This is a genomic window from Prosthecobacter vanneervenii (assembly GCF_014203095.1).
GTDB classification, from domain to species: domain Bacteria; phylum Verrucomicrobiota; class Verrucomicrobiia; order Verrucomicrobiales; family Verrucomicrobiaceae; genus Prosthecobacter; species Prosthecobacter vanneervenii.
In genome coordinates, this window is the sequence record NZ_JACHIG010000010.1 from 94,565 (window position 1) to 106,885 (window position 12,321).

The following is a 12,321-nucleotide window of genomic DNA, read 5'->3' on the forward strand; positions in this document are numbered from 1 at the left end:
AGCAGCGTCAGGTTTCTTCCGCAATCGCGCTACGGCTGAGGCGATCTCCCCAGAAGGTGGCCACGAGGAGACTGGTGAGGGCCAGGAGAGCGAGACCATTGAGCACATGGAAATTGGTGACCCAGAAACTCTTGCCGGTAAGGATGACGAAAATACCAAGCGCCACCTGCACGGTGGGCATGAAAAGGAGCAGCGTGGCCACCGGGCGCATCTGCGGCAGGGTGACGAGCCAGCGCCGTGCACGCGAGGCCACAAAGAGGATGAGGAGCGCGACGGTGAAGCCCCAGTATTTGTGAGCGAAGAGCAGAAAGACATCCGCAGGCTCATAAGGGGGCAGCCAGTGGCCTTTGGTGGTGAGGATGTCGCTGGCGGCCAGATGGGTGCGCTGGGTGTGGCGCAGGCTGGCCCCTAGAACGAGCTGGCCAAACACCGCCAGAAACAGCAGGAGCGAGAGCCAGCGCGCCTGCGCCGCCTCTTTGACCGTGAGGACCAGCCGCCCCTCCGTCCAAGTGCGTGAGGAGGCATAGGCGATGAAGACGAGAGTACAATAGAATATCTGACCAAGAGTCCCGTGCACGATACCAAACGCATTGGACATTTCCTGAACTCTAGCTCCTCCAAGTGCAGCCTGTATCATTACAAGCATAAGGCAAAGCGTAGTCAGTCCGCGCAGAAGCACCCACTTTCTACCAAACCAAGTCAGTCCAAGCCAAGTGAAGCCAAGAAAAACGATCATTCCTGCGACAGAATAAACGCGCAGCTTGATCAGGATGAAAAAGCCGATGCCACAGAGAATGATACTCGCAGCCTCCACAAGAGAAGGCTTGGATTTGAAAAACTGCCAAAAGTACATGCCCAGTGCCAGGCATCCAATGATCATGCCTATCCAGCGATGCCCGTGTTCAAGCAGTAGGGCAGGCACTTTGTACCAGCCTTCCGGGTTGATCTTGCCATAGCACAGCGGCCAGTCAGGCACAGCCAAGCCCACATCTTTCGAAGTCACCGCAGCTCCCCACCATACCAACACTATTCCCACAGCGAGCGTGAAGAGGGCATAACGGTGAAAAGCGCGGGAGGGCATGGTGTGGAGGGCAAATCAGAAACGTGTGGCAAAAGCAAAAGGGCAAAATAATGAGGTCATTATTTTGCCCTTGGGTTATGCCATCCGGAGGGATGGAAAATTAATGAGCGGCTGCTTTCGGAGCGGCTGCCTCAGCTTCCGTGGTCTTTTTGAGTGCGCCAGCGGACTGCTCCTTGGCCCATGCGTCGTATTCAGCGGAAGGAATCACTTCCAGGATGGCTTTCATCTGGGCGTGGCCTGGGCCGCAAAGCTGGCCGCAGATGATGTCCCAGCTGCCTTCTTTGACGGGCTTGAACCACATGTGGGCCTTCACGCCAGGAGTGGCGTCCTGCGCGGCGCGCATGGGGACCAGTGCGAGATTGTGAATCACGTCCTTGCTGGCCACATCGACGATCACCGGGCGGCCGACAGGCAGCTTCATGGTGCCGGGGTTGACGAAGTCATCCTTGCCGTTCGGATCATGGAGATCCTTGCCCATGGTATTGGTGGCGCCGTCCACATTGCGGAGGTCCCAAGTGCTCAGAAGGGAGTCGTTGCCAGGATACTGGAAGTTCCAAAGGAACTTTTCGCCGAGGGCGCGCATGCGGACCGTGTCGGGGGATGTGGGATATTCATCGGCCTGGCGGGACCAGAGGGGGAAGGCAAAACCGAGCAGAAGGATGGCCTCCACGATGATGACACCGATTTCGATATGGGTGGTGGCATGGCCACGGAAACCCTGATAGTCGGCCTTGGCGGTCTTCTTCTGACGGAAACGGTAGAATGTGATGGCGAGGTAGATGGACCAGCCGACGCCCAGAACGAGCATGAACCAGTGCACAAAGCCCAGCATGTGGTCAACGAGCCCGCCGTGTTCGGAGGCGTTCGGAGTCTGGCCGATCAGGGTGTTGATGGAATCGAGTGAAAATGACATAGGGAGCTAAAGGAGGGAGGGGGGAAATCAGGCGGTGGCTTCGAGCTGCGAATGGGTGCGCTGGCGGCGCACCATGGTGTACACGATGCAGGCAGCGCAGGCGAACATGAAGGCCAGCACAATCAGCATGAAGAGAATGGCGAAGCCCTGGGCCTGGCCAATGAGGCTGCCTTTGTCAGCCATGCAGGTGGCGCAGGCGAGGATGGAGGATGAAGGCGCGATGATCATGGCTCAGACAATGATGGTGCGCATTTTTTTGACCAGATACCACACGCCGTAGGCGATCAGGCCCAGGCAGAGCAGACCGGCGTAGTTCTTCAAACCTGCAGCGCCCGCATTGGCGGCTTCCTCAGGCATGAAATGCATCCACATCCAGAACGCGGCATCGCACAGAATGGCGAAGACGAGAAAGACGATGTGGAAGTGCTTGAGGGACATGGCCGTGAGGGCGTGCAGGCTCAGAATTACAACTGGTCGGCCGGCGTGTAGAAGCCGGAGAAAGTGAGAGGATCTTCGTGGGAGAAGATGAAAAGGGCGAAGAGCACGACTGCAAACACCACCGTGAAGGCGAGGATCTTGTAAATGATGCTGCGCTCGTGATTAAGGTGCATGAAGATCAGCGCCACGAGAGCTGCCTTGAAGGTGGCCAGGATCATGCCGAGCAGGATGTTCTGACCGTGTGTGGGCAGCTCCACGTAGGACAGCCCCACCGTAGCGGCTGAAAGGGCGATCAAAAGCCCCCCGATGATGAAGTACTTTTTGATCGACTTCTGGATTTCTTCGACGTTGTCGGCCATGGCAGATGGAAGGTAGAGATTTTACAGGAGATACAGAAGCGGGAAGAGGAAGATCCACACGAGATCGACGAAGTGCCAGAACAGGCCGCCGACTTCAACGCGATTGGCGAGGTGCTCAGGGTCCTGACGCAGGCGCTTGCCATCAAAAACCAGGAAGTAGAGCAGGACCAGAGCACCAGCGACCACGTGAAGGCCGTGAAGGCCTGTCAGGGTGAAGTAAATGGCGTAGTAGGTGTTCAGCTTTGGAGTGAAGTTGGAGAAGAAGGTGATGTCCTTCTTTTCAAGGACCACCGTGGGGTGGTGGGCATGTGCGTCTCCGTGACCTTCGGCAGGAGCATGGGCTTCAGCGCCGTGCTTGTCGCCATGGCCTTCACCAGCAGCCGGGGGAGTGGCGGAGTGCAGCTTGAAGAAGAGGGCTTCTTTCTGCAGGGTGGCGGAGCGGTTCTTGTCGCGGGTCGGGTAATTCTTGGCGAACTCTTCGAAGTGGTGGTCGCGGTTGGCGATGAAGGCCTTCTGCCAAGCCTCACCAAGATAACGGTGATCGAAAGCGAGTGATTTCTCAGACTGGGCAACGCCGCGGGCATCCACACCGTCCACTTCCAGGGTCATCTTATCGTCCGCCAGCTTGCCGGTGGCGGTGGTGCCGTCACGGAAGGTGATGGTGCTGTCGGTGTAACCAAAGATCTCGGAGGGCTTGGCAGCAACCTTGAAAGGAGAGGTGGCGGTCAGCTTGATGGTGGCCTGGCTCTTCTTGTCCGCATTAGCTTTTTTGACAGCCTCTGCTTTGAGGGCACCGAAGGAGGCAGCGTCCAAGGAGATTTCCTTGCCGTCTTCGGTTTTGAACTTCGCGGCTCCGCCTTCAATGAAGGGCACCACATAACCAACGGGGTCGGCTGACACGGCGCTCTGCTTCAGAGGGATGCTGATGTTCAGCTCGGTGATGCCTTCAAACTTCACCTGATAACCATGGGGAAGATGGCCGGTGAGGAGAGTGCCGTCCGTGAGCTTCACGGCATAATGGGCAAACTTGGCCTTGTACTCGAGGCTCTTGTTGAACATGAACACTGCCGCGCAGATCACGGTGATGGCCATGTTGAGGCGGTAGAGACCGAACTTGCGCAGCTTGAGCATGGCCCAAGCCATGACGACGGTCACGGAGGAGGCGATGAGCACCACGGTGTTGACGAAACCGAGGGTCACGTCAAGATCGTGAACCGGCCAGGGATAGTCGGCACCGACGCGGAGGAAGATGTACGCGGAGAACAGGCCGCCGAAGAGCATGACTTCCGAGGCCAGGAAGAGCCAGATGCCGATCTTGGCATTGTAAAGACCGGTGTCTGGACGGGCGTGAACGGTGTAGGGGATGTCCATTGAAGTAGTCGCGGTGCGCGGTTGGTAGTTCGCGGATTAGTGATGAGCGAGCACCTTGTCGGCGGCAGGCTTGGTCTCGGGTTTGCCGGGCTCGGATTCCCACTGAGGATAGAAGTCCGTAGGATGGCCGGGAACGCTGTACTCATACGGGCCACGATGAGCGACGGGGTCGAACAGGAAGTTGCCGTGCGGAGGAGGAGTGGGGGTAGCCCATTCCAGAGTGGTGGCGTTCCAGGGATTGTCGCTGGTCGACTTCTTGCCGCCTTTGAGGCTGAACCAGAAGTTGATGATGAACGGGATCTGGCCGAGGGCGAGGATGAAGGCGCCAACGGACATGACGATGTTCAGGGAGAGCATGTTGTCCGGGATGTTCAGACCGAAGACGGAACCGATCTCGTGCGTCAGCTTGGTGGACCAGTTGCTGAAGCCGGAGGTGTTTTCGAAGTACTTGCCGCCATCATACCAGCGGCGGTGGAAGCCGGCCATACCCTGAATGAACATGGGGGCGAACACGAGGTTCATGCCGAGAAGGGAAGGCCAGAAGTGCAGCTTGCCCAGGGTGTCGTTCATGAAACGGCCGGTGAATTTCGGGAACCAGTGATAGACACCTGCGAAGAGGGCGAAGATCGTGCCCGGAGCCACCACGTAGTGGAAGTGACCGATCACGTAATAGGTGTCATGCATGGCGAGGTCGATGAACGAGAAGGCCAGCGGCAGACCTGTCAGACCACCGATACCGAACATGGGCAGGAAGGCGGAGGCGAAGAGCATCTGTGTATTGAAGCGGATGGAGCCGCCCCAGAGGGAGATCATCAAGCAGGTGAGAAGGATCACAGACGGCACCGAGATCATGACCGTGGTGATCTGGAAGTAGGTGGACATCATGGTGCCCATGCCGGTGAGGTACATGTGGTGGGCCCAGACCAGGAAGCTCAGGAAGCCGAGGGTGAGCACGGAGTACACCATGGACTTGTAGCCCCAGAGAGGACGGCGGGCATTGCAAGGAATGACGTCCGTCAGGATGGCGAAGGCCGGAAGGATGAGAACGTACACCTCAGGATGGGCCAGGAACCAAAAGAGGTGCTGGTAGAGGAGAGGGCTGCCACCGCCAGAGATGTCGAGATGCTTGCCACCTTCCATCAGGCCGGTGGGAAGGTAGAAGGAGGAGCCGAACACGCGGTCAGAAAGCTGCAGGATGGCCGCCACTTCGAGAGGCGGGAAGGCCAGCAGGAGCAGGAAGGCGGTGACGAACATGGCCCAGCAGAAGAAGGGCATCTTCATCCAACCCAGGCCCTTGGTGCGCAGGTTGATGATGGTGGCGATGAAATTGACAGAGCCGAGGAGGGAGGCGGAGATGTTGAACACCATCGCGCTCAGCCACCAGGTATGGCCGTGATTCCAGATGCTGGTCACACCGATGTTGGCGGTGGAGGCCAGGGGGGAATACATTGTCCAACCGGTCTGCACCGGGCCGGTGCCGACGAAGAAGCTGTAGAACATGAGCACGCCGCTGATGAAGAACAGCCAGTAGCTGGCCATGTTCAGGCGGGGGAAGGCCATGTCGATGGTGCCGATCTGCAGCGGCATCACAAAGTTGCCGAAGGCGGCGAAGCCGAGGGGCACAATGCCGAAGAACACCATGATGGTGCCGTGCATGGCGCCGAGCATGTTGTAGAGCTCGCCATTGAGGGAGCCGTCTGCATTGAGCCAGCGGCCAAACATGCCTTCAAAGATACCGCTAGCGACAGGCAGGGAGCGGATGAAGTCCACACCGGGGACCGGGACGCCCGGATAGGCGATGCTCCAGCGCATGAGGAGCATGAGGAAGAAGCCGAAGAGCAGGAAGATCAACCCCGAGAGGCCATACTGAAGACCGATGGTCTTATGATCACAGGAGAAAATGTACTTCGAGATGAAGCCTTGTTCATGGTGCCCGTGATCGTCATGCGAGTGACCGTGGGCGTGATCGTGTGTAGTGGCGGCGCTCATAGCTTAGAATCTAAAGGGTATCAGAGGGTGTGGGCCTTGGCGAAGTCGAATTCGAAATCAGCCGTGGCTTTGCCATCACGGACTGTGACGGTGTGGGTGATGGTTTGCGGGAACTGCGGGTGCCAGGCTTCGACAACGTAATCGCCGTCGGCCAAGGCTCTGGAAATGGAGAAGCGGCCATCTGCGGACGAGACAGCGCTGTGGGCACCTTCGTGAACGAACACCCATGCGTTCATCCAGCGGTGCACATCGCACTCCAAGCGGTAGATGCCAGGAGCGTTGAAGGCTTTTACGTTTTCATCCCCACGGGAAGGCTGGCCAAAATTGTCGATATTGGCGGTTTTTCCCCGCCCTTCATAGCGAGCCACGCGGATGTTGTGGAAGGTAAGATCGCTGTTGTGGAAGCGTACTGTCTGGCCGGGCTGGATGGACACAGTATGCGGGACGAATTCGCACTTGGTCTGGTCGATGAGCGGAGCTGCGGAGGCATTGCTGGCACGCTGGCTGCCACGCACGGTGATCACGGCATCGGCAAGCGCTCCGTCAGGAGAGACCTTCCATGTGGGATCGGCAATGTCGCCATGGCCGGTACAAAACGGATTGCCACCGACGTCCACGATCTTCTGAAGCTTGGCGGCATCGGCTCCCTTCAGGGTCACCTTCCCTGAGATGCTCGGGGTTTCAGCGATCTCGACAGCAGGGGAGAGCTCTGCCTGAGCAGCCGCCTCAGGCGCTTTGCCGCAGCTTACATTCGCGATCAGCATGACGACTCCGAAGGCAGCGCTGGCTGCCTGGCGGGAGACGGTATGCTTCACACGGGTCATCGCAGTTTAAAGTTACTTGGCGGCGGCGGCAGTTGCACCTGGGCCGGCAGGAATGTCGCCAGGGATGTCCTTCTTGGCGAAGGGCTCCAGGTCAGCAGCGGTCCACTGGGAGGTGCGCTTCTCTTCGTCACGGACTTTCTGCACCATTTCCTTGGTGATCATGGTGGCTTCGTTACCCCAGGTATTGCGGATGTAGGTCAGCACGTTGGCGAGGTCTTGGGAGGACATGGCAGCGCCGAAGGGCTGCATGCCGCCGGGGGTGTTGAAGGCCTGGCCTTTGACAGTCACAGGGCCAGTCAGACCGTGCTGCACAATGCGGACAAGGCGCTCAGTGCCGCCCAGAACGTACTCAGAGCCAGCCAGAGGAGGGAACTGGCCGGGGATACCGCCACCGTTGCCCTGATGGCAACCGCCGCAGACGGAGTAGCCGCTGGCGCCTTTTTTCATGGCGAGAGCGAAAGGATCCAGAGCTGCACCAGCACCAGCACCGCCGGGGCGGGGGTCGCCGCTGCCAGAGCTGACAAAGAGATTGCTGGACTCAAAGCTCACGCCTGCACCGTTCATGATGGGGCCAAGCTGGCCGCCGGCAATGATGGCGACGAGCATGAGCAGGAAGATCGCCCAAAGAGGGGCGGGCTGGTTTTGAGGAGCAAGATCTTCCTTCTCGCGCTTCACGGCAGAGTGAAGGCGGTCGAGATCGGTGCTGTCGGGATGGGCGGGTGCGCTCATGGGGCGTGCGGTTCGCGAGAGGGGCTACTTTTTGGCGGGAGCGGCAGCGACGGCTGCGCTCTGTCCGGGGACGGGGTAATCCTTTTTCAAGGAGAGAAGGTATTCGACGAGGCGGTCGGCTTCCGGAGTCGGAACGACTTCGTAGCCAGCAGGAGGGGCGAAGTGTTTTGGCAGCTTGAGTGCGCGTTCAGACTCAGGACCCTGGATCTTCTGCAGCTTGTAGAGCTGCTTGTAGGACGGCATCGTGCTCCAGTCATGCACCGAGCGAGGGGCATACAGGTGGACGTGAAGAGCATTCACATCAGGAGCGCGCCAGCCGTAGTTGGCGAGGTCCGGACCAACGCGCTGGATGCCGAGGAGGGCGTACTTTTCGCTGAGGTAATCGCGAAGCACATTGGAACGGACAGGAGCCGCAGGGCGTCCTTCCTGATCCTGGCCCCAGCCTTTGTACCAGCCGTCCAGACCGAGCTGAATGGGGCGGATCATCTGGGTGTGGCACTGGTTGCAGCCCTCGCGGACATAGACAAGCTGGCCCTGACCATTGACTGGAGCAGGAGGGAAATAGCCTTCAACGCCGTCCTTGTCCTTGTCGTAAGCGACGGGGGTGAGAGCTTCGTACTTCATCGCCGGGAGGACGATGAGGCAGAGCCAAGGCAGGCCGAAAGAGGCGGCCAGACCAAGAATGAAAGTGCGGAAGTTCATCATGCGTGGGCTTCGTTGGGAAGAGCGTGATCGTCGTGGTGTTCAAGCAGGGTGGGAGCCGAACTGCGGCGGCCCAGGCCTGCAACCATGAGCAGAAGGTGAAGAAGGAACATGACGTTCGAGAAGCTGATCAAGGCCCAGGCCACGGCGCGGGAGACCACATACGGGCGGGAATTGATCACGTGATTCATGAAGGTCTGGTCCCAGTGCTCCGGATTGTTCAGGTCATTGCCCTGCTGCCAGCCAGCCACGAGGCTCATGATGACGATGGTGCCGACGCCATAGACGGAGAACCAGAAGTGGTTGCGAATCAGGCGAACGCTCAGCCACTCGCAGCCGGAGAGACGCGGCACGATGTAGTAGATGGCACCGAAGGCGCACATGCTGAAGAAACCGTAGAGGCTGACGACCTGGAAGGAATACCAGGACTGGGTGAACTGGAAGCTGGCGCCGGTCCAGAAAGCAGAATTCAGGGCGAGGATGAGGCCGGAAACCGGGTAGAACAGCGCTCCGAAGAAGATGAAACGCAGAGTCGGGCTGGTGGCCACGGCGCTGTGCTTGCCAAGAGTGGTGAGGTGGTGGTTCAGACCGACAAGACCGACAGGGATGAGAAGAAGCACGCCAGCGCAGGCACCGACAGAGGTCATCCAAGCCGGGAGGGGGCCACCCATGTATTTCTGCATGCCGGTCCAACCGCCGAGGACGGCGAGAGTCCAGAAACCAGCGGAGGCAAGCTGAGCGGAAGCGATGGGCTGGCCGGTGATCTTCGGAATGAAGTAGTAGGCAGCACCAACGCCCACAGGGACGAAGAAGAGAAGGATCACCGCGTGGATGTACCAGGCATCAATACCAGCGCCGATGGCACCGAGGTTCGGCAGGCAGTGAAGGGCCACATTAGCAGTAACAAAGATCCAGGGGAACCAGAAGCAGGCACCGAGAATGTACCAGGTGCTGACCATGAAGCCCTCGGGGCGGAAGGCACGGCCAAACATGCGGGCGATAGGCCAGGCGTAGCAGAGGAAGGCCAGCAGCAGGACGGGCCAGACAAACTTGGGCATTTCAAGCCACTCGATGGAGGTGCTCTTGCCGCAAAGGATGGAAAGGATGCCGAGCGTCACCGTGATGTTCCAGAAGACACCTGCGGTGATGAGCAGGCTCTTGCCGCCCTTGAGCTCCTGACCGGAACGGCGGGCCATGATCCAAAGCATGATGCCGAGAGCAGCCTGCACGCCCCAGCCATAGACGAGCGCGTTGATGTGCGCAGGCTGAAGGCGACCGTAGCTGATGAACTGGCAGTCTCCGAGGAAGCCGGGCTCCACCAGCTTGATGGCGGCGAGAACGCCGAGCACCGTGGAGAGCATGAGCCAGAAGGCACCATTGGTGAAAAGGAAGAGCACAGGGCCTTTCACCGACTTGTCGATCGCCGCACGGCGAAGATTGTCGGCCTGAAGGTCTGTGTCAGGAGTGGCGGGAGTGGTCTGCATGACTTACTTGGGCGAAGCGGGTGCGGCAGGAGCGGGGGCTGGGGCGGCAGAAGCTGCAGCCTGCTTGAGCTGGGTGGGAGATCCGGGGACGACCTGGGTGCTCACTCCGGGTTTTTTGGAGCCGAGGGTGGACAGCGTCTTTTCGAAGATGGCTTTCTTTTTGGCGGCGTCGCTCAGGCCCAGTTTGGCCAGGTTCTCATTCTGTCCTTTGAGGATCTCAGCGGTGTTGCTGAGACGCTCATCAGCACGCGGATCGAAGCCCTGCTTCGAATCATTGATGGCCTGGATGGCGGTGAAGAGCACGGCGAAGCCTGCAAAGGCTCCGAGCACCCACACGAGAGTGGCTCCGGCTTTTTTGGATGGTTCGGGCTGCGACATGGAAAGACAGGGAATCAGTTGATGACGTTCACGGACTCGATGAGGCGCGGGTCACGCCACGGATAGAGGCTGTATTTGGCCAGCCCACGCAGGTAAAGGTAACCCATGATACCGAAGACGGCGCAAAGGGCGGCGAGGTCCTGCACCCAGGCACCGGCAACCCAGACACCCTGACCAAGGGACGGGCCACGCTCAGGGATGACGTTCCAGTACATGTCCACGAGGTGCATGAAGAGAATCCAGATACAACCGAGGCTCATGACGACCGGGTTCTTCTTGCGAGGCTGGGAGAGAAGGAAGACGAACGGAGCCACGAAGTGACCGATGACGATGAAGATCGAGAGTGCGCGCCAGCCTTCCGTGTTACGGGTGAGGTAGAAGCGGGTTTCTTCGGTCACGTTGGCGTACCAGATGAGGAAATACTGGCTGAAGGCGATGTAGGCCCAGAACACCGTGAAGGCGAAGAGCAGCTTGCCCATCAGGTGGTAATGTTCCTCGGTCACCACCTTCTGCAGGTAGCCAAGGCTGCGCAGCCAGGTGATCACCAGAATGGAGGCGGCCATGGAGGCCCAAGCGCAGCCAGCGAAGATGTAAACACCCCACATGGTGGAGAACCAGTTGTAGTCGAGGCCCACCAGCCAGTCATAGGCTGCGAAGGTGACCGTGAGGGCGAAAGGCAGAAGGACGATGGAGGAGAACTGGCGGGACCAGATGGTGTGCTTGATATCACCATCCTGCTCCTGCTTCAGAGAACGACCGCGCAGCGTGCTGGCGATGAACCAGAGGATGAGGAAGTAGGCGAAGAAGCGAGTGTACCAGGAGAATCCGGCAGGATTCAGGTTCATGTAGCCGAACTTGGAGACCAGCACGTGCAGGTGCGGGTTGGCTTCGGCCATGTGATGAAGGGCTTCCTTGACGGTGCTGCCGTGCTCTGAGGCGTGGTGTGCAGCCTCGCGATGATGGTTCATCCACTCATACAGGTGGGTCTGCACAGCCGGGAAGAGCAGCGGGATGGCAAAAAGAGCCATCGGGATGATCATGTTGGCCATGTTTTCCCAAATGCGGCGCACAGAGACGCCCCAGCCGGAATTGGACACGCTGTGGAGCAGGATCCAGAAGCAGCCACCCACCACGAAGGTGAAGGCGAAGAACACCGCAAAAAGCCAGGAGTAGGCGAAGGTGTTTGTGCTGGCAACGAAGTAGTAAATCGATGCTGCGAGGCCGAGAAGGCCAAACACCAGGAAGGCATTGATGAGCTTGCCGCCCTTGGCTGTTTCGAATTTCTCTCCGCCCTGGGGCAGATCTTTGAATGTGACGTGGTGACTCATGCCGGGTATCGCGTGATCGTGCCGTTACTGAAGGGGAAGGGTGACGCCTGACTCTTTGGCGGCGAGTTGCAGGGAGCGGATGTAGGCCACAATGGCCCAGCGGTCGCGCAGGGTGATGTTGCCGCCGTAGCTGCCCATGAGGCCTTTGCCATTGGTGATGACATCAAAGATGGCACCATCGGCGCGGTAGGCAGCGGCGTTGGCAGGGTCCAAGTTGCCTGCCTGCTGGAAGTTGAAGGCGGTAAGGATACCGTACTTGGATGTGACACCCTTGCCGTTGCCGGAAGCACCATGGCAGATGGCGCAATGGATGTTGAAGCGCTGCTCGCCGCGCTTGAGGAAGGCGTCGTTGAAAACGGTGGGGTCACCGGTGATCTCGGAAGGCAGGCCGTCGCCGTAGAAGTCGCCGATCTTGCCGGTGTTGTAGTAGTCCAGACCGCTGGTGAAGGCCACGCGAGCGGGCTTGGCACCGTCCACGGCGGGCTTGGAGGGGATTTCGAAACCCATGGGCACGGTGCCCTTGACCGGGAGGCGGGCGCCGCGGCCGTCAGCGAAGAATTCGCTGGAGGCCTGGTATTTCACCTTGGCCTGGTGGTCCATGTCAGGGAAAACTTCGATGGGAGGCAGCTCGGATTTGCTGCCACGGAATCCGAATGCGCTCACAATGATGGCGCCGACGAAAATATAGCTGAGGAAGAAGTACTTCATGGTGGGTGCGGTCAGCG

General features: G+C 59.1%; 14 protein-coding genes. All 14 read right to left on the reverse strand.

Translation table 11 applies throughout. The features are described from left to right. Nucleotides 1-7 precede the first annotated feature (7 nt). Nucleotides 8-1,081 (reverse strand): COX15/CtaA family protein, encoded by a 1,074-nt coding sequence (locus HNQ65_RS20365; RefSeq protein ID WP_184342450.1) that lies wholly within the window; start codon nucleotides 1,079-1,081, stop codon nucleotides 8-10. 100 nt (nucleotides 1,082-1,181) lie between these two features. Next, nucleotides 1,182-1,994, reverse strand: coding sequence for a cytochrome c oxidase subunit II (locus tag HNQ65_RS20370; protein ID WP_184342452.1), 813 nt, complete (start codon nucleotides 1,992-1,994; stop codon nucleotides 1,182-1,184). 27 nt (nucleotides 1,995-2,021) lie between these two features. Further along, nucleotides 2,022-2,222, reverse strand: coding sequence for a hypothetical protein (locus HNQ65_RS20375; protein WP_184342454.1), 201 nt, complete (start codon nucleotides 2,220-2,222; stop codon nucleotides 2,022-2,024). Between the two features lie 3 nt (nucleotides 2,223-2,225). Next, a complete protein-coding gene (locus tag HNQ65_RS20380; RefSeq protein WP_184342456.1) occupies nucleotides 2,226-2,432 on the reverse strand; it encodes a hypothetical protein in 207 nt (68 codons plus the stop codon). A gap of 26 nt (nucleotides 2,433-2,458) precedes the next feature. Next, nucleotides 2,459-2,791 (reverse strand): cytochrome C oxidase subunit IV family protein, encoded by a 333-nt coding sequence (locus HNQ65_RS20385; protein ID WP_184342458.1) that lies wholly within the window; start codon nucleotides 2,789-2,791, stop codon nucleotides 2,459-2,461. Nucleotides 2,792-2,812: 21 nt separating this feature from the next. After that, entirely contained in the window at nucleotides 2,813-4,162 is a 1,350-nt protein-coding gene (locus tag HNQ65_RS26730; protein WP_246438488.1) for a cytochrome c oxidase subunit 3, read from the reverse strand. 36 nt (nucleotides 4,163-4,198) lie between these two features. Further along, nucleotides 4,199-6,151, reverse strand: coding sequence for a cytochrome c oxidase subunit I (locus HNQ65_RS20400; RefSeq protein ID WP_184342460.1), 1,953 nt, complete (start codon nucleotides 6,149-6,151; stop codon nucleotides 4,199-4,201). A gap of 20 nt (nucleotides 6,152-6,171) precedes the next feature. Continuing rightward, entirely contained in the window at nucleotides 6,172-6,975 is an 804-nt protein-coding gene (locus tag HNQ65_RS20405; RefSeq protein ID WP_184342462.1) for a carboxypeptidase regulatory-like domain-containing protein, read from the reverse strand. Nucleotides 6,976-6,987: 12 nt separating this feature from the next. Beyond that, on the reverse strand, nucleotides 6,988-7,704 hold the full coding sequence (locus tag HNQ65_RS20410; RefSeq protein ID WP_184342464.1) for a c-type cytochrome: 717 nt from the start codon (nucleotides 7,702-7,704) through the stop codon (nucleotides 6,988-6,990). A 24-nt stretch (nucleotides 7,705-7,728) separates the two neighbouring features. Next, nucleotides 7,729-8,409 carry a cbb3-type cytochrome c oxidase subunit II gene (locus HNQ65_RS20415; RefSeq protein WP_184342466.1) on the reverse strand — a complete coding sequence of 227 codons (681 nt, stop codon included), beginning with the start codon at nucleotides 8,407-8,409 and terminating at the stop codon, nucleotides 7,729-7,731. Next, complete coding sequence (locus HNQ65_RS20420) at nucleotides 8,406-9,890, reverse strand: cbb3-type cytochrome c oxidase subunit I (RefSeq protein ID WP_184342467.1); 1,485 nt, start codon at nucleotides 9,888-9,890, stop codon at nucleotides 8,406-8,408. The genes HNQ65_RS20415 and HNQ65_RS20420 overlap by 4 nt, the downstream gene beginning before the upstream one ends. A 3-nt stretch (nucleotides 9,891-9,893) precedes the next feature. Beyond that, nucleotides 9,894-10,268 carry a hypothetical protein gene (locus HNQ65_RS20425; protein WP_184342469.1) on the reverse strand — a complete coding sequence of 125 codons (375 nt, stop codon included), beginning with the start codon at nucleotides 10,266-10,268 and terminating at the stop codon, nucleotides 9,894-9,896. A gap of 14 nt (nucleotides 10,269-10,282) precedes the next feature. Continuing rightward, complete coding sequence (locus HNQ65_RS20430; RefSeq protein ID WP_184342471.1) at nucleotides 10,283-11,596, reverse strand: hypothetical protein; 1,314 nt, start codon at nucleotides 11,594-11,596, stop codon at nucleotides 10,283-10,285. A 24-nt stretch (nucleotides 11,597-11,620) separates the two neighbouring features. Then, on the reverse strand, nucleotides 11,621-12,304 hold the full coding sequence (locus tag HNQ65_RS20435; protein WP_184342473.1) for a c-type cytochrome: 684 nt from the start codon (nucleotides 12,302-12,304) through the stop codon (nucleotides 11,621-11,623). Nucleotides 12,305-12,321 lie beyond the last annotated feature (17 nt).

Excerpts from the sequence above, each read along its gene's own strand:
- HNQ65_RS20425 (WP_184342469.1), bottom strand. The coding sequence starts at position 10,268 with ATGTCGCAGCCCGAACCATCCAAAAAAGCCGGAGCCACTCTCGTGTGG.
- HNQ65_RS20405 (WP_184342462.1), bottom strand. The coding sequence starts at position 6,975 with ATGACCCGTGTGAAGCATACCGTCTCCCGCCAGGCAGCCAGCGCTGCC.
- HNQ65_RS20385 (WP_184342458.1), bottom strand. The coding sequence starts at position 2,791 with ATGGCCGACAACGTCGAAGAAATCCAGAAGTCGATCAAAAAGTACTTC.
- HNQ65_RS20430 (WP_184342471.1), bottom strand. The coding sequence starts at position 11,596 with ATGAGTCACCACGTCACATTCAAAGATCTGCCCCAGGGCGGAGAGAAA.
- HNQ65_RS20420 (WP_184342467.1), bottom strand. The coding sequence starts at position 9,890 with ATGCAGACCACTCCCGCCACTCCTGACACAGACCTTCAGGCCGACAAT.
- HNQ65_RS20435 (WP_184342473.1), bottom strand. The coding sequence starts at position 12,304 with ATGAAGTACTTCTTCCTCAGCTATATTTTCGTCGGCGCCATCATTGTG.
- HNQ65_RS20365 (WP_184342450.1), bottom strand. The coding sequence starts at position 1,081 with ATGCCCTCCCGCGCTTTTCACCGTTATGCCCTCTTCACGCTCGCTGTG.
- HNQ65_RS20400 (WP_184342460.1), bottom strand. The coding sequence starts at position 6,151 with ATGAGCGCCGCCACTACACACGATCACGCCCACGGTCACTCGCATGAC.
- HNQ65_RS20380 (WP_184342456.1), bottom strand. The coding sequence starts at position 2,432 with ATGTCCCTCAAGCACTTCCACATCGTCTTTCTCGTCTTCGCCATTCTG.
- HNQ65_RS20415 (WP_184342466.1), bottom strand. The coding sequence starts at position 8,409 with ATGATGAACTTCCGCACTTTCATTCTTGGTCTGGCCGCCTCTTTCGGC.
- HNQ65_RS26730 (WP_246438488.1), bottom strand. The coding sequence starts at position 4,162 with ATGGACATCCCCTACACCGTTCACGCCCGTCCAGACACCGGTCTTTAC.
- HNQ65_RS20410 (WP_184342464.1), bottom strand. The coding sequence starts at position 7,704 with ATGAGCGCACCCGCCCATCCCGACAGCACCGATCTCGACCGCCTTCAC.
- HNQ65_RS20375 (WP_184342454.1), bottom strand. The coding sequence starts at position 2,222 with ATGATCATCGCGCCTTCATCCTCCATCCTCGCCTGCGCCACCTGCATG.
- HNQ65_RS20370 (WP_184342452.1), bottom strand. The coding sequence starts at position 1,994 with ATGTCATTTTCACTCGATTCCATCAACACCCTGATCGGCCAGACTCCG.